Annotated in this window: 13 protein-coding genes and 1 pseudogene; 2 read left to right on the top strand and 12 right to left on the bottom strand. The window is 66.7% G+C overall.

Annotation, left to right across the window (positions count from 1 at the left end; translation table 11 throughout):
* Positions 1-2 precede the first annotated feature (2 nt).
* Together RCR19_RS42700 and RCR19_RS42695 are read left to right on the top strand one after the other, a co-directional pair.
* A pseudogene (locus RCR19_RS42700) lies at positions 3-713 on the top strand (IS256 family transposase); the annotation flags it as partial.
* Positions 714-1,034: 321 nt separating this feature from the next.
* Complete coding sequence (locus RCR19_RS42695; RefSeq protein WP_331270490.1) at positions 1,035-1,955, top strand: hypothetical protein; 921 nt, start codon at positions 1,035-1,037, stop codon at positions 1,953-1,955.
* Positions 1,956-2,061: 106 nt separating this feature from the next.
* On the opposite strand, the gene RCR19_RS42690 is transcribed toward RCR19_RS42695, so the two are convergent.
* The 12 genes from RCR19_RS42690 to RCR19_RS42635 all read right to left on the bottom strand — a co-directional run bounded on the left by RCR19_RS42690 (position 2,062) and on the right by RCR19_RS42635 (position 15,486).
* The gene (locus tag RCR19_RS42690) at positions 2,062-2,364 is read right to left on the bottom strand and encodes a hypothetical protein (RefSeq protein ID WP_331270489.1); all 303 of its coding nucleotides are present in this window, start codon (positions 2,362-2,364) and stop codon (positions 2,062-2,064) included.
* 544 nt (positions 2,365-2,908) lie between these two features.
* Positions 2,909-3,367 carry a carboxymuconolactone decarboxylase family protein gene (locus RCR19_RS42685; RefSeq protein WP_331270488.1) on the bottom strand — a complete coding sequence of 153 codons (459 nt, stop codon included), beginning with the start codon at positions 3,365-3,367 and terminating at the stop codon, positions 2,909-2,911.
* 118 nt (positions 3,368-3,485) lie between these two features.
* On the bottom strand, positions 3,486-3,938 hold the full coding sequence (locus tag RCR19_RS42680; protein WP_331270595.1) for a cupin domain-containing protein: 453 nt from the start codon (positions 3,936-3,938) through the stop codon (positions 3,486-3,488).
* A gap of 24 nt (positions 3,939-3,962) precedes the next feature.
* Entirely contained in the window at positions 3,963-4,883 is a 921-nt protein-coding gene (locus tag RCR19_RS42675; RefSeq protein WP_331270487.1) for an NADP-dependent oxidoreductase, read from the bottom strand.
* Between the two features lie 114 nt (positions 4,884-4,997).
* On the bottom strand, positions 4,998-5,888 hold the full coding sequence (gene sigJ, locus RCR19_RS42670; RefSeq protein ID WP_331270486.1) for an RNA polymerase sigma factor SigJ: 891 nt from the start codon (positions 5,886-5,888) through the stop codon (positions 4,998-5,000).
* Positions 5,889-6,614: 726 nt separating this feature from the next.
* A protein-coding gene (locus RCR19_RS42665) for an IS5 family transposase (RefSeq protein WP_331270485.1) occupies positions 6,615-7,432 on the bottom strand; the annotation gives its coding sequence in 2 pieces (ribosomal slippage) (positions 6,615-7,093 and positions 7,093-7,432; 819 coding nt in all).
* A gap of 146 nt (positions 7,433-7,578) precedes the next feature.
* Entirely contained in the window at positions 7,579-8,697 is a 1,119-nt protein-coding gene (locus tag RCR19_RS42660; RefSeq protein WP_331270484.1) for a SpoIIE family protein phosphatase, read from the bottom strand.
* 741 nt (positions 8,698-9,438) lie between these two features.
* Positions 9,439-11,172 carry a trehalase family glycosidase gene (locus tag RCR19_RS42655; RefSeq protein WP_331270483.1) on the bottom strand — a complete coding sequence of 578 codons (1,734 nt, stop codon included), beginning with the start codon at positions 11,170-11,172 and terminating at the stop codon, positions 9,439-9,441.
* Positions 11,173-11,249: 77 nt separating this feature from the next.
* Entirely contained in the window at positions 11,250-12,098 is an 849-nt protein-coding gene (locus RCR19_RS42650) for a carbohydrate ABC transporter permease (protein ID WP_331270482.1), read from the bottom strand.
* A complete protein-coding gene (locus RCR19_RS42645) occupies positions 12,095-13,075 on the bottom strand; it encodes a sugar ABC transporter permease (RefSeq protein WP_331270481.1) in 981 nt (326 codons plus the stop codon). Before RCR19_RS42645 ends, RCR19_RS42650 begins: the two co-directional genes overlap by 4 nt.
* A gap of 20 nt (positions 13,076-13,095) precedes the next feature.
* Positions 13,096-14,343 (bottom strand): extracellular solute-binding protein, encoded by a 1,248-nt coding sequence (locus RCR19_RS42640; RefSeq protein ID WP_331270480.1) that lies wholly within the window; start codon positions 14,341-14,343, stop codon positions 13,096-13,098.
* A 120-nt stretch (positions 14,344-14,463) separates the two neighbouring features.
* Positions 14,464-15,486 (bottom strand): LacI family DNA-binding transcriptional regulator, encoded by a 1,023-nt coding sequence (locus tag RCR19_RS42635; protein WP_331270479.1) that lies wholly within the window; start codon positions 15,484-15,486, stop codon positions 14,464-14,466.
* Positions 15,487-15,895: the final 409 nt, after the last annotated feature.

Below are 15,895 nucleotides of genomic sequence, written 5' to 3'. Positions count from 1 at the left end.
CCAAGATTCGCGATGGGCAGGTCGCGAACAGGCCGATCTACGTTGTCATGGCCGTCACCGCCGAGGGCACCCGCGATATCCTCGGCATCTGGGCAGGGGACGGCGGCGAGGGCGCGAAGTACTGGCTGCACGTTTTCACCGAGCTGAAGAACCGCGGCCTGGACGACGTGCTCATGCTGGTCTGCGACGGGCTCAAGGGCCTGCCCGAGACGGTGGAGACCGTCTGGCCCCGCACGATTGTTCAAACATGTGTCGTCCACCTGCTGCGGAACAGCTTCCGTTACGCAGCCCGTCAGGACTGGGACAAGGTCGCCAAAGCCCTCAAGCCCGTCTACACAGCTCCCAGCGAGGACGCGGCGACGCAGCGGTTCCTGGAGTTCCAGGAGGCATGGGGCCGGAAGTATCCGGCGATCGTGAAGCTGTGGTCGGACGCCTGGGCCGAGTTCGTGCCCTTCCTCTCCTTCGACGTCGAGATCCGCAAGGTCATCTGCAGCACGAACGCGATCGAGAGCGTCAATGCGCGCATCCGCAAGGCCGTCCGCGCCCGCGGACACTTCCCCAACGAGGCCGCCGCCATCAAGTGCATCTACATGGCGCTGATGAGCCTCGACCCGACCGGGAAGGGCCGCAAGAGGTGGACCATGCGCTGGAAGGCGCCCCTGAACGCCTTCCAGATCGCCTTCGAAGGCCGGCTTACCCCGGCCAACAACTGAGCCACAACAACCAAGATCAGCCGTTAAATTGACACACCCCCGTCACCACCGAAAGTGAGACAGGGCTGTTGATTAGACACCCCCGGAGCGTTGGATGGCTGTGGGAGCGTGTTGCCAGTGTTCCGTCCGAGTTCAGGGATACCAAAGCGAGAATCGTATGATGCATGGTGTGACCGAGAGATTCTGCGCTCCGCATGCCGTTGCGTCTGGCGTGAATCCTGTTCAGCAGCGGCGGCATCGGTGACCGTGCCAGTGACTCCGCCTCGCCCGATCGATGTCCTCTCGACTTTCCCGGAGCTCGCCGACCACGCGAGGACGGCGGTGCGATTGCACCCCGAGCCGGATTGCCCGGGACCGTATGACAGCTCGATCGGTGGACCACTGGCTTGGCCGGCTGATGAGGCGTGGCCGACCTGCCCGGGCGGTAAGCACCTCAAGCACCGCCCGCCGCATCGGCCCGACAACGTCCGTGGTGAACGGTCGACAGCGCAGTTCGCCTACCGTGGCGAGATCACCTGGGATGAGATCCCTGCGGACGCAACCTGGCCCATGCTGCCGGTGATGCAGGTGTACGCACGCGACGTCCCCTGGTTCGACGGCTTTCCGAAGGACGCGGACGTGCTGCAGATCCTTTGGTGTCCGTTCCAGCACTACTACGAAGGCGCGACGGTGCCCTACAACGGCATCGCCGCCCCGTTCGTTCATGTCCGCTACCGCAGCAGCCGCGACCTTTCAGGCAGCTTCTCGACGCCCCCCGAGCCCCTTGCCGTCGGGGAGCACGGCTACCTGCCGTCACCGTGTCTGCTGCGCCCGGAGCCGGTCACCGAGTACCCCCACGCCGGCGCCCTGGGTGAGGAGTTCGAAGCACGGGTCGAGGAGTGGGAGACGGCTGCCTTCGACGACATGGACCCCGAAGACTACGAACCCCGATTCCGCTGGGAACTCACCACCGCTCCGGGCTGGAAACTCGGCGGCCACGAGCCCTGGAACTACCAGGGCTATGGCGGACCGGTGCGGTGCCACTCGTGCGGCAGCGAGATGCGGTTCGTCGCAGCAGCGGCCAGCCTTGAATGGGACGGCGGCACAGCGAGCTGGGCCCCGGCTGAATTCCTTGACGAGCCGGTGTTCGGCCGTCGGCAGCGTCAGGAACCGACAGACGTGCGGCTCGGCAGCAGTGAGACCATGCGCATCTTCACCTGCCCTGTTTCACCGGAGCACCCGGTGATCAGCGACCTGCAGTAGTAGCGTCCCGCAGACGTCGACGGGCCGCGTGTGCACTCATGCGACTGTCTTCCCCCGCTCGACGAGGACCGTCTTTCAAACCGGGCTCGACGCGGACCTGAGGATCTCATGCTGTGCCGCGGGAACGGAAGTAGCGCCGCGTCAACCGTAGGACGAAGAACAGGATCGTGATGGCCAACGCGAAGTCGAGGGCGTCAGCGAGTTCGACGACGAGGTATGGCGCATGCAACAAGCCGGGCGCCTTGGCACCGATCATCGCCAGGCCTACCAGCAGAGGGAGCCAAGCCCAGAAGAAACGGATGCCCTGGTTGGGGCTATGTCCCTTCGAAACCAGGAGGCGTTTCCACCACCGGCTGCCGAGACTTCCGAGAACGAGGAGGCATCCCATCACGACTACCGACCAGTCCATCCACCGCAGCATCACGCCTCCTTGATCAACGGATCATCCTCTCGAGGCAGGCTGCATGCAAGAGCTGCGTCATGAAGCAGTATTCCAGTCGTCAGTTCACTATCCCGCAGGTCAGAAGTCTGCGTCAGACCGAGCAACCTGATGGGCTGTCGCGTGTGGTAGGTGGTGGCGCAGGTCCCCCGGGGCGCTGTCGTTCTACGTACAAGACGGTGTGTAGCCGGAAGAGTTGGGCGAGGTGCCGCTACGGTTGGTTCGTCGATGGTTTTGCGCAAGGGCGCACGCAGCCAGCTTGCCGGCAGCAGAAAGCCGGATCGCCCGCCTACTCCCTAGCGCTAGCCAGGCCCGACATCAACTGATACGGCACCTTCCACATGGACAGGGGGTGCTCAACCTCCTACTGCCGTTTCGCGCACACCGCCCCTCGGATGTCTCCGCGCTTGTGCAGGCCGGAGCAGCTGGCCACAAGTGCCCCGGCTGATTGCCATCACCATCACGGCGGTGGAAGCTTCGACAGCCCGTATCGCCGTCGGTGTCGCCGTCGAGGTCAGTTGCCGACGGAGTACCGGCTGGTGATCGCGACGCGGTTGAAGGCGTTCATCACGGTTGCCAGCCAGGCGATGGCCGAGACCTGGTCTGCGGTGAGTACGGCCGCGGCGGCGTTGTAGTCCTCGTCGCTGACGTGTCCGTCCGGTACGCGTGTGATCGCCTCGGTCAGGCGGAGGGCGGCGCGGTCGGTTTCGGAGAAGTAGCCGGTCTCTTCCCAGCCGGGCAGCACGGCGATCCGGTCGGGGTTTTCGCCCTTCTTGAGGGCGTCGCGGGTGTGCATGCGCAGGCAGAACGCGCAGCCGTTGATCTGGGAGGTGCGGATCTTCAGCAGCTCGACCAGAAGCGGGTTGAGGCCGGCCGCGGCGGTGGCCTTTTCCACCTCCGAGGACAGGGCGATGAGGGTCTTGTAGGCAGCCGGATGCTGTTCGCCGATGTTGATGCGCTGTGGGTCGGTCATGGTTCCTTCGATCCGTTCGTGTGCCTTGGCCGTGTTTTTCGGGCGTCTTGGTAGCGCGTGTTGTGCGGGCAGGCAGCGGCAGAGATCGTGGGTGTTGCTGCCAGCTGCGTGCGCTGGGCTATGACTTCGGGTCGTCGACCTTGAGCTTGTCTCCGGTGTTGGAGACGAAGACGACCAGGAGCTTGGCCGGCTTGGTCCGGCTGGGGTTCTCGGTGAGGACGTGGTGGGCGCCCGGCTGCTCGATCCAGTTTTCGCCCTGGTGGTAGGTGGTGACAGGCTTGTCGTCGACCTTGCTGCGCACGGTGCCTTCGAGGACGTAGGCGTAGACGAATGCCTGGCCGTGCCGGTGGGGCAGTGCGCTTATGTTGGGTGGAAAGGCGACGACTGCTGAGGTGAACGTCTTGCCTTTCACATTCGGAAGGGCGTGCTGGAGCAGCGGTGTGAGGGTTTCGGAGGGTTTCGATGCCGCGGCCGCTGCAGGTGCCTCGGCGTGGGCGGGCTGGTCGGAGGTCGAGCAGGCCGTGGCCGCGGTCAGCGCGGTGACAGCCAGGAGGCCGGCGGCGATTCGCATTCCGATCACGATGGGGCTCCTGACTCAGTCTTCCGTGACGCGGATGATCGTCTTGCCCGGGGTGTGTTTGCCAGGGGCGAGGGCGTCGGGTGCCTCGGCGAGCGGCCGCACTGCACCGACGACCGGCTTGAGCCGGCCGTCCCTCAGCCGTACGGCGAGATCGGCGAGCCGGGCGCGGTCGGGCTCGACGACGAAGAAGACTGCCCGTCCGTCCTGAGGCTGGACTTTGGGCGGCATGACGATGGTGACCAGTGTGCCGCCGGCCCGGACCAGGGCGGCCGAGCGGTCGAGAATGTCCCCGCCGATCGTGTCGAACACGACGTCGGCCTCTCCGGCGTCCTCCAGCTTCTCGGTCTGCAGGTCGATGAAGGTGTCGACACCGAGTGCGAGTGCCCTGTCCCGGCCGGAGGCCCGGCCGGTGCCGATGACGCGGGCGCCGGCCTCGCGGGCGAGCTGTACGGCGATCGAGCCGACGCCGCCCGCGGCGCCATGGATCAGCACGGTCTGGCCTGTGGTGAGGCGGCCATGGTCGAACAGGCCCTGCCAGGCGGTCAGCCCGGAGATCGGCAGCGCGGCTGCCACGGTGTGGTCGATGTCCGCCGGCAGCGGGGCGACGTTGCGGGCCTCTACCGCGGTGTACTGGGCGAGCGTGCCGTCACGGGTCCAGTCGGCCAGGCCGAACACCCGCTGTCCCACGCTCAGTCCGGTGGTGCCGTACCCCAGCTCTACCACGACACCGGACAGCTCGTGCCCGGGCACGCTCGGCGTCCGGTCGCGGCCGGCGCGATCGGTCCACGTGGCGGGCCAGTCCAGCTCGCCAAGGGTGAAGCCGGCGGCGTGCACCCGGACGATGACGTCGTTCTCAGCCGCATGGGGGTAGGGGATGTCCGTCAGGGACATCCCGGCAAGACCGGCGTCACGATCTTGCACAGTGATGGCTTGCATACAGGTCCTTACTGGGGAGGGGCGACCTGAGCGCGCAGCACGCTCGCGTATTCGTTCGTCGCCCGTTTCTCGTTCTCATCAGGCAGACGAGGCAGCCCCTCCGGGTGTGACAACTCAGACGCGCATGAGCTTGTCGGGATTGACGACCCTGCGGTACGCGGTGATCAGACCATCTGTGATCTGCACCGTGTCGACGGAGTAGACCCGGCCTTCCTGGTGGAACACGAGGGCGAGCTCGCCGCCGACCTCGGCAAAGTCAATGCGGTCCGGATGCCACTGGCGCCCCACACGCACCATGACCTCGGCGACGCGTTCGCCGCCGTGGATGAGCTTGCGCGCCGCGGAGATCTTGCCGCCGCCGTCCGTGACGTAGACGGCGTCGGGATGCAGCAGCCTGACCAGGCCGGCCAGATCCCCGGCCTCGTACGCGGCGCGGAAGACCGTGAGGATGCGTTCGCGCTCCGCCTTCGACGCCTGCGGCGTGGACTGCTTCGCTTTGGCCACCCGCCGACGTGCTCGCGAGGCGAGCTGCCGAGCATTCGGCACGGAGACGTCCAGCACTTCGGCGATCCGTCCGAACTCAAGTTCGAAGACATCGTGCAGGACAAAGGCCACCCGTTCCGGCGGACTCAACTCTTCCATGACCAGGAGCATCGCCGAACTGACGGACTCATCGACCAGTACCGGCTGCGATGCGTCCGGCCCTGTCAGCAACGGCTCCGGCAGCCACGGCCCGACGTAGGTCTCCCGGCGGAAACGGGCACTCTTGAGAACGTCGTACGACCGTCGCGCGGCCACCGTCACAAGCCAGGCATGCAGGTCACCGATGTCCTGCAGATCCGCTCCGGCCGCACGCAGCCACACGTCCTGGGTCACATCCTCGGCATCGGCCACGCTCCCCAGCAGCCGGTATGCCACACCGAAAACCGCGGGCCGGTGCCTCTCCCAGTCGCCTCCGAGCGGGTCCGCCTGCTCAGACCGTCCGGGTCCGTGCCCGTCACCCATACAGATCCCAGCCTCCTTCAGCTTGCGGAACCAGCGTAGCTATTCGAACCCAGCATCTTCGAAGCCGGGCCTTCCGCCGTAAAGGTGGGCATGCGGTTATTGATCACGCGGTGAGCGTGAGTTTCACGGTGTGGTGTCGGCGTTCGAATGCGTTGGGACTGAGGTGGCCGTTGGCGGAGTGCCGGCGGCAGGTGTTGTAGCGGACCAGCCAAGCGAAAACGGTCCTGCGGCAGGTGCCGGCGTCGCCGTAGTCGCGAGTGCCCCGGAGGGTTGTCGGCGACGGCTGAAAGTGGTTCTGGATCACTTTCAGTGCCGGAGCCACGGAGGGTCACCACAACCGCGATCATGAACGGTCGTGGGTAATGCGCTCTTCCAGGACTTCCGGAGCTGCCGACCGCACTTGGTACACCGGGCGGGCTCGCTGGTGGTGACCTTCGTGGTGCCTGGCGGGCCCCTACCTTTCAAGTCGTGGGTCTGAACTGATCATTCGTAAGATCGGTGGACCCGGGTATGGCTGGCCTGGTTGAGACGGTGTGATGGCAAGGCCGCCGGTTGCCGCGGAAAATGTCAACGGGAGTGTTCCCGGAGGTGCATTACGGGCCGTCAGATCGAAACCGAGTAGAGGGCATTCAAACGCACTTCCGACGGAGCTCGTACCTCTGGCGCATTCACGCCGAGTACGACGAGTTGCAGGCAGCGGCACAAGGAGAACTCTTAGAGCTTGTCTCACGTGGTGAGTTTCGCGAGTTTCTTGTAGCAGGTCAGGGCCGCTGCGAGACCGAGGAAGGCCAGGAAGTGGCTTCCCTTTCGCTCGTATCGGACGGTGAGTCGGCGGTAGCCGAAGAGCCAGGAGATTGATCGTTCGATCTTCCAGCGATGCCGGCCGAGGTGCTCGCTGGATTCGATGCCGGGCCTGGCGATACGCGGGACGATGCCGCGGCTGCGCAGCCAGGCCAGTCGATCGGCGGAGTGGTAGGCCTTGTCTGCGCGGATCCTGCCAGGTCGGCGCCTTCGTGGGCCGCGTCGTGAACGAATGGCGGGGATGCCCAGGACCAGCGGCAGTAGCGCCTGGCTGTCGTGGACGTTGGCGGCGGAGACACCGAGCGCGAGGGGTAAGCCCTGGGCATCGGCCAGGACGTGCAGTTTGCTGCCCTTCTTGCCGCGGTCGACCGGATTGCGCCCGGTCAGCGATCCCCCCTTTTTGCGCGGACGGAGGCCGCGTCCACGATGGCGGAGGTCCAGTCCAACTCACCTCGACTGCCGAGCTCGTCCAGCACGGCCAGGTGCAGTCGCCGCCACAGTCCCGCTTCGGTCCACGCAGAGAACCGGCGATGCGCGGTGGCCGGCGATACGCCGAAAGTCTCGGGTAGATGCCGCCATGCGCAACCACTGGTCAGCACGTAGACCACGGCCGTGAACACGGCCCGCTCGTCGAACGGAGCTGTCCCTCCTCCCTGCGGACGCGCGGAGAACGACGGCAGCAACGGATCAACCAGCGACCAGAGTCCGTCAGGAACCAACCGCTGTGACAGCCCAACACCCATGACAAAGCATCATGCCGCATCAACCTGACGCCACGTGAGACAAGCTCTTAGACGAGGCCTAGCCGTTGCGCTGAGCGGAGCGCCCCTCCGGCTGCTGGCGGGCCTTCACGCTCGCCGCCTTGGGGCCTGTCGATCTGCGGCCCGGTTCAGAGGCGCACGATGACGAGGGCGGTGTCGTCGGTGACGCCTTCGGGCGGGAGCAAGTCGGCCATCACGGCGTCGGCGAGGATTTCGGGGTCGGCGGCTGTCTGGTGGCGAGTTAGGGAGCTAGCGAGCCGCGCCACGCCAGTGTCGATGTCTTCGCGTCGGCGTTCGACCAAGCCGTCGGTGAACAACGCGAGGGATTCGCCCTCGCTGAAGGGCATGGTGGCCTGCGACCAGGGGGTGTGTTCCGGGCTGGCACCGAGTGGAGGGGCGGTCGCCTGGTCCAGGAACTCGACGGTGCCGTCACCGTGCAGAAGTGCAGGCGGTAGGTGACCAGCGCTGCTGTAGGTGATGTCGTGGGCGTGCCAGTCGACGAACGCGCTGGCCACTGTGGCGTTCTCAGCACCGGGGACGGAGCGAGCGTACAGTTCGAGGACTTCCAGGGCCCGGGCGGGACCGTCGGCGACGCGGGAGGCGGCACTCAGCGCGCTGCGCAGTTGCCCCATGACGCCGGCTGCGGACAGCCCGTGCCCGACAACGTCGCCCACCGCGATTCTGAGGCGATCACCGGGCAGATCGACCAAGTCGTACCAGTCGCCGCCTACGTCAAGCGCGCTGATGGCGGGGCGGTAGCGTACGGCCACCGGATGGCGCCCAACCGGGCGGGGAGCCGGCAGCATCGCCTCTTGCAAACTCAGCGCGACCGCGCGGGCGTGGATGAGCTCGGTGACCTCCTCCACCCGGTGCAGTAGCAGAACCAACCGCCCATCCGAACCGAAGATGGGAATGTTGGTCATGCTCCAGTAGCGCGCGTCTCCCACCCCGGGCCCGCCGGGGTCCCCCGGGTCGAACCGCTGCACCTCCATGGCCTCGCGCTTACCGGTTTCCGCGACCCGGCGTAGTGACGCCTGGACATTGCGCACCACAGCTGCGCCGGTGCGGTTCGGGCTGTCCGCGAAATGGTCGCGCAGGTAGTGACCGATTGCTTGCTCACGAGTGCGGCCGAGTGCGTGTAGCCATTCCTCGTTCACGTCCGCATAGACCAACTGCGGGGTCAGGAGTGCCACCGCCCCGGGAAGGGCCTGGAACACCGCCGTGTAGTCGATCTCCGGTTCCGCCATACTGTCTCGCCTCGACGCACGGATGCCTCTTTTACATGCTAGGCGTCGCGAGCCAGGGCAGCAGCAGTTCTCTTCCGTGAAGCCGGCCAGGCCGGGGGCCGCCCACCAACGCCGGCAAGCGGGACCGGGATAGCCGGTTCGGTGGCCTCAATCAGGTAGGGGAAGTTTCGCGTCTGCGTTCACGCCTTGTGAGGCAGAAGGTTCGGTAGCCGCCTCCGGCTCCTACGCCTACTGAGAGATCGGCTTCGCCACCCCGTGAGTGTTGCAGCCGTCTGTGACTGGGCAGCCCGGACACCGGCACCTGTGGTACGCCTCTAAACAGGGACGATGCTCCTCCGTGCCGGTAGGGGCACGCTGGGTGCATATGCTCGTGGGCCTGCTCTACCTGATCGCCACACGGACCGCATGGCCCGTCTTACTCCAGGTTCACGATCACAAAGTTGACCGGCTCCGCTTCACAGCGGGCGTCGTAGGAGGACTTCTTGTAGTAGTCGGGGTCGCTCCCGCTCCACCGCTTGCCGAACTCCTGCCTCACGTCTGACAGCGTGGGAGCCTTCAGGAACACCATCCCCGAGCCGCACTCACAGGGACCCCACGCATCCGCAACCGATGCGTCGGCAGTCAAGGGGACATCCTCGTCCGCTGCCGGCGAGATGAACCAACTCTTGACCTCGTCCACCACCGCGGAGAAGACGTGTCCGAGAAAATAGGGGCTCCGGGGCTTGTGCGGGCGGCGGCCGGTCAGTGGCCGTCTCGGTGCGTGTGTGCCTCGGCCAGAAGGAGGTAGCTGCTGGCGGTCCAGGTGTAGGCGCGGTCGCGCAGGCCCGTTCCGGTGAGGGCGTCGAAATTCTCGGCGAAGCCGTGGGTCTCGCACAAGGCGCGGAAGCGGGCACTGATGTCGTCAGCGAGGCGCTGATGACCGGCGCGGCGCAGGCCGTCCTCGACGAGGACGGTGGCGGGGGCCCAGATCGGGCCGCGCCAATAACCGTCGGCGAGGTAGTGCGGTGAGGTGGTCAGCTCGGTGGCCAGGCCGTACGGGGTTAGGTGGGCCTTGATGCGGTCGGCCAGTGTGCTGCTGACCGGGGCGGGCAGGTGCTCGCCCAGCGCGATGGGCATGAGGTCGAGGAGGCTGTCGCTACTCCAGGTGTCCCCGGTCCCGGCGCCTTGGGCGATGAACTGGTCGCCGGTCCAGAGCTGGTCCAGTAGCGCCGTCTGTATCTCCTCGGCCACCCGAGTCCACCGGCTCACCTCGTGCGGCCTATCCAATTCCTCGGCCAGAGATGCGAGTTCACGCAGCTGGAGAACGAGGAAGGCGGCAAGGTCCGCGGTGACGACCATCCGCTCGGGGTCGAAGGTGGTGGCGTTGTCCCAGCCGCTGTCGTTGCCATGCTGGTAGTAGGGAAGTTCGACGCCGGGGGCGCGGCGGGCGGTGAGCCAGAAGTCGGTCCAGCGTGCCAACCGGTCATATGCCTCCATCAGTTCAGCCCCGGTGAGGGGCGTCGGCAGACGGCGGCGCAGGTGGCCGAAGGCCCAGCCGTGGATAGGCGGCTTGACGAAGTTGCGGAGAACCTCGGAGTGGGTGACCGAGTCGGGCAGGGCTCCGCTGTCGTCCTGGTGGTCGAAAGGCAGGTGGAACTGGTCCAGCGCGAGCTCCGGGGCACCCGGTGCCAGGGCAAGCGCGTTGAAGCAGTGGTCCCAGCTCCAGACCTTGTCCATCCAGTGCTTAGACATCAGTACGCCGGGCCGGGTGACGAGACCGGTCGGGCGTACGGTCGCCGACCAGAGAACGTAGGCGGCGAGTTCGGCAGCCGGGGTGGCGGACGAGCGCCACGGGGCAACCGCGTCGACGAACTCCGCGAACCCGTCCCGCGCAAACTCCACGATGTCGTCGAAGGTCGCCGCGGATCTGTACGGCGGGCGGGCGGTGTCGAGTTCTTCGATCGCGATCTCCCACGCCCCGACGGCGTCCGCGGCCACGGCAAGACCGCGGTCGGCGCTGCCGAGGGCCTGGTCTCCGGCCTCTTCCGCGATGGTTCCGGACAACAGCGTCACGCGGTAGCGGCGACCGGTCTCGTACGACGTGAACACATGGGCGCCCGCCGCCGCGTCGTGGAAGAAGTACGTGCCACTGAATGGGGTGAGGGTCCGTGCGGCGGCGAAGACTCCGAAGCCCGGTCCGTTCCCCCGCAGCCGTACGGTGTCCGGGGACTCATACGCGAGCTCGACGCGTCCGCCGTCGCTGATCCAGCTGAGCAGACCCGGCGTCGCCTCGACACGAGTCTCAGCGCGGCCGCCAGTCGCGGCGTCGAGTGGCACAAGGCGCAGCACCGCGTGCATGCCGTTCTGGTGCGAGACAAGGTGGAGGTCCTCGGCGTACGTCTTCTCCGCGACCACGGGCGAGATATCGAACCAGGATCCGAAGGTGCTGAAGGGGATGTCGTGGACGGAATAGGCCGGGCCGGGGGCGGCGGTCATGTGGCGTGACTCATTTCTGGGGCAGGGGCGACGCAGGCTGACGCCTCGTCGGGTCAGCCGCCGGAGTTGGGGGGAACTCAGTCCTTGACAGCACCGGCGGTCACACCGGCGGCGACATAGCGCTGGGCGAGGACGAGGATGACCGCAGCCGGCAGTGAGGCCACCACGGCGGTCGCCATGATGGCGTTCCATTCCTGGTTGTTGTTGCCGATGTAGTGGTAGATGCCGAGCGTGATCGGCTCGTGTGCGCCTCCGTTGACCAGGGTGCTGGCGAAGATGAAGTCGGACCAGGACCAAAGGAACGCGAACAGGGAGACCGTGACGACCGCGTTGCGGCTGATCGGCAGGACGATGGACCAGAAGGTGCGCAGTGGCCCGGCTCCGTCGGTCCTCGCGGCCTGGAGGAGTTCGCCGGGGATGCCGGTCATGAACGCGGTGAAGATGAGTACGGCGAAGGGGACGGCCAGGGTGGAGTCAGCGACGATCAGGCCGGGCACGGACTGAAGCAGGCCCAGCTGGAGGTAGATGGCGTAGAAGCCCATCGCCATGATGATGCCGGGTATCATCTGCGCGGCCAGCAAGACGAAGCTCAGCACGCCGCCGCCGCGCGGGCGCAGCTTGGCGAGCGCATAACCGGCGGGCGCGGACAGGGCGACGGTCAGTACAACGGCGCCCAGTCCGATGACGAGGCTGGTGCCGAGGTAGGGCAGTTGCTCGTCGAGGACGGTGCGGTAGCCGGCGAGGGTGCCGTGGACGGGGAACAGGTCGGGCGGGCTCTTGCGCATGTCCTGGTCACGGGTGAAGGACACATTGATCATCCAGTAGACCGGGAAGAGCATGACCCCGGTCAGCAGGACGCCGATCGTGGTCTTCACCCACCTACGGCTTCGGCTTCGGCTTCGGCTTCGGCTTCGGCTTCGGCTCATGACAGCCCCTGCTTTCTCTGCACCCGGACGTAGACAAGGCCGAAGACCAGGGCTGCGACCACCAGCAGGTTGCCGACGGCCGCGCCTGGGCCGAAGGCTGGCAGCAGGTTGCCGAAGCCGAGCTGATAGGACCAGGTGGCGAAGGTGGTGGACGAGTCCGCTGGACCGCCCTTGGTCATGATCCAGATGATGTCGAAGACCTTGAGGGTGTAAACCAGCCCCAGGAGAAGGGTGATCGCGGACACCGGACGCAGCAGCGGGAACGTGACGCGCCAGAAACGCTGCCAAGCGTTAGCCCCGTCGATGGCGGCGGCCTCGTACAGGCTCGCGGGGATGGACTGCAGACCGCTGTAGAGGACGACCAGGTTGAAGGGGACACCGATCCAGATGTTCGCGATGATCACCGAGGTCAGCGACCAGGACGGCGAGGTCAGCCAGTTCACCGGGCCGATGCCGACGGCATGCAGGGCGGCGTTGACGACACCCGACTCGCTGCTCAGCATCCACGACCATGTGGAGGCCGAAACGATCAGCGGCAGCAGCCACGGCACGAGGAACAGGGCGCGCAAAGTGGCGGAGAGCCGGAAGTGCTGGTTGAAGAAGACCGCGAGCGCGAGCCCGATGGCGTACTGGAAGACCAGGCACACGGCCGTGAAGACCGCGGTGTGCAGCAGGGCCGGGGCGAAGGTCGGGTCGGCGAAGACCTTGCGGTAGTTCGCCAGGCCCGTGAACGGCGCATCGCCCTGGACGAAGGAGCGAACGGTGTAGTCGCGCAGACTCAGGTCGAGGTTGCGGTAGAGGGGATAGGCGTAGAAGAGGGCGAGGTAGACGGTCGCCGGGGCGAGGAAGGCCCAGGCGGCCCACTGGGTGGAGGTGATTCGGCGTTTCGCGCTACGGCCCGGGGGCGGGGCGGCGGCCGCCGCCCCGCTCCGGACGCCCGTAGGCCGGTGGGCTTGGAGCTTTGTCGTGGGATTCATCAACGACCCTTGAAGTCAGCCTACTTGGCTGCGGACTGGGCCTCGGACAGCGCGTCCGTGGGCGACTTGGAACCGCTGAGGGCGGACTGGACGGCCTTCCACATCTGCTCGGAGATCTTCGGATACCTGGTGCCCAGGTCGTCACTGGTGCGGCCCTTGGCCGCCTTGACCGCGTCGACCCACGGCTTCAGCTCGGCGTTGGCGGCCACCTGCTTGTCCTGGACCTCGCTAGTGGGGGCCACGTAGGACAGCGTGGTGTCGGTGTTGTAGAGGTTGTCGCCGCTGGTCAGGCAGGTCTCCAGTTTCTGGGAGGTGGTGTATCGGCCGGTGTCCTTCTGGACCGGGACGGTCACGAACTCGCCGCCGGTCGGGGCCGATGCATTGCCTCCGGTTGCGCCGGGGATGGGCAGGACTCCGTACTCGAAGCCGGCCTTCTTGGCGTTCGCGAGCTGCCACGTGCCGTTCTCGCTGAACGCGTAGTCACCGGTGGCGAACTCCTGCCAGCTGGTGGTCTGGGTGTTGTTGAGCACCGAGTTGGGGGCGTAGCCGTTCTTCAGCCAGTCCTTCCAGAGGGAGAGGGCAGACACGGCCTGGGAGGAGTCGAGTGCGGTCAGCTTGGCGCCCGCGCCCCAGAACCAGGGCAGGAACTGGAAGCTGCCCTCCTCCGTGCCGATAGCCGAGAAGGTGATGCCCTTCTTGCCCGCTGTCTTGACCTTCGCCAGCGCCGCCGTCAGCGACTTCCAGTCCTTGACCGAGGCGATGTCCACGCCGGCCTTCTTCAGCACCGCCTTGTTGTAGTAGAGGGCCAGGGTGTTGGCGCCGATCGGGGTGCCGTACGTCTTGCCGCCCGACTGGCCGGCCGCGAGGAGGTTGGCGTCGACCTTCGACGTGTCCAACTTGTTCTCGTCGGTTGTGGTCAGCACGCCGGCCTCGGCCAACGTCGACACCACCGGGTTGTCGACGATGAGGACGTCCGGGGAGTTGCCCTGCTGCGCGGCCAGGAGTGTCTTGCTACCCAGGTCGCTGGTGTCGAAGCCAGTCCGCTTGATCTTCACTCCGGCCTTGGCACCGCACTGGTCCAGCAGCTTCGCCCAGTCCGAGCTCTTGGCGAACTGCGGGTAGGGGTCCCAGATGGTGTACGTACCGTTGCCGACGCTCTTGGTGTCGCCGCTTCCGGAGCCGGAGGAGCAGGCGGTGGCGCTGACGGCAACGGCCAGGGCGGTCACGGCCGCGGCGGTCAGACGGCGCTGTCTGAAGGAGCTGTTCATCGCGAAGGTTCCTTTGTTTTGGCCATGCGAATGCCGAGGCACGGGGTGGTGAGGGCAGGCGGGAACGGCGCACGGCGCGGTCGGCGGTTCGGGCGTCGGTGCGGAGCTACGCGGGTGCGGTCAGGGCGTGGTACCGGATCCGGTCGGCCCGGTGCTGGCCCTCAAGGAGATCGGAGGCACGAGGAGAAGGTGCCGAGGGGGCGCATCGGGATGGTCGAGCCGTTCGACGAGAAGAGCAACGGCATGTCTGCCCATCTCCTCCGCCGGTACGTCCGCCGCGGTGAGCTGCGGGGTCACCGTCTCCGCCCACCGGGCGGCCACGACCCCGGTGACGGAGAAGTCGCGAGGCACATGGCGGCCCGCCCGGGCGAGCCCTCGGTACAGACCGCCCAGCGCAGCCTCGTTCAGCGTGACAAGGCCTGTGGTCGCCGGGTCGTCGTGCAGGATCCGCTCCAGGCACGCCTGGCCCGACGCCGCGTCGTCCCCACAGCAGTACGTGCGGACCGTCAGCCCGCGCTCGGCAGCGGCCTTCGTGAAGCCGTCCAGGCCGCGGTGCGCGGACTCGTATCCGGCCCGCAGCAGTTGCTCGGGACGGTTGACGAAGGCGATCCTGCGGTGGCCGAGATCCGCCAAGTGGTGGACACAGGCCGCCGCCAGGGCGGTGTGGTCCAGGCTCACCCACCAACTGCCCTCCGGGCGGGCGGTACGGCCGATTGCGACGGCGGGGAAGTCCAACTCGGTCAGGTGATCGACCCGGTCGTCCGCCAGCCTGATCTCCATGAGGATCGCGCCATCGACGCGGCGCTCCCCCAGCAACCGCTGGAAGGAACGGTCGCTGTCGACACCGCTCGGGGAGAGCAGCACGTCGTAGTCGTAGGCCGCGGCGGCCTCCACCACGCTGCCGATGAAGTCCAGCTGCATGCCGGTGTAGTGGTTGCCTGCCGGCGGGAAGACCAGGCCGACCGTGTTGGTCCGGCCGTTGGCCAGGGCACGCGCACTGGCGTTGGGTTGGTAGCCCAGCTCGTCGATGACTTCCTGGATCTTCCGGCGTGTGTCGTCCGAGACAGGGCGCTTGCCACTCAGCGCGTAGGACACGGTGCTGCGCGAGACACCGGCCCGGCGGGCGATCTCACCGATGTTCACAGGTGGCTCCTTGCTCGAACCGGTTCGACTCCTCGGTGGAGGGAGTGCTCGCCAGCCGCGAGGGGGTGTGGGTGGGGCTTTGATCGGGAGCCGGTCGTCGAACCGGTTCGCATGAAGTGAACGTAGGAACTGGCCGAATGCCTGTCAACGCCTTCGGCGGCATTTTTTCGCACCCCGCGGAAGGTGCGGATTTCTTCCAGTCCAGGGGATTGCTGGCCGGTGTTGCCGATGCTAGGTTCCCCGAACCGGTTCGATGAAGTGGTCCTTCCGACGGCCGTAGAGGTTCTGCATCCTCCTCGTAACCGGTGGGCCTCGGGTAACCGCCGCTGGATGCCTGAGGGCATGCCGTGAAGACAGTTGCACCAGAACGCCTGGGCAGATTCGCCGACGAGCTCGCAGTCCAGGAGAC

It is taken from the genome of Streptomyces sp. WAC07094, assembly GCF_036320405.1.
Classification (GTDB): domain Bacteria; phylum Actinomycetota; class Actinomycetes; order Streptomycetales; family Streptomycetaceae; genus Streptomyces; species Streptomyces lannensis.
This window is presented reverse-complemented; position numbering and strand designations above follow the sequence as displayed.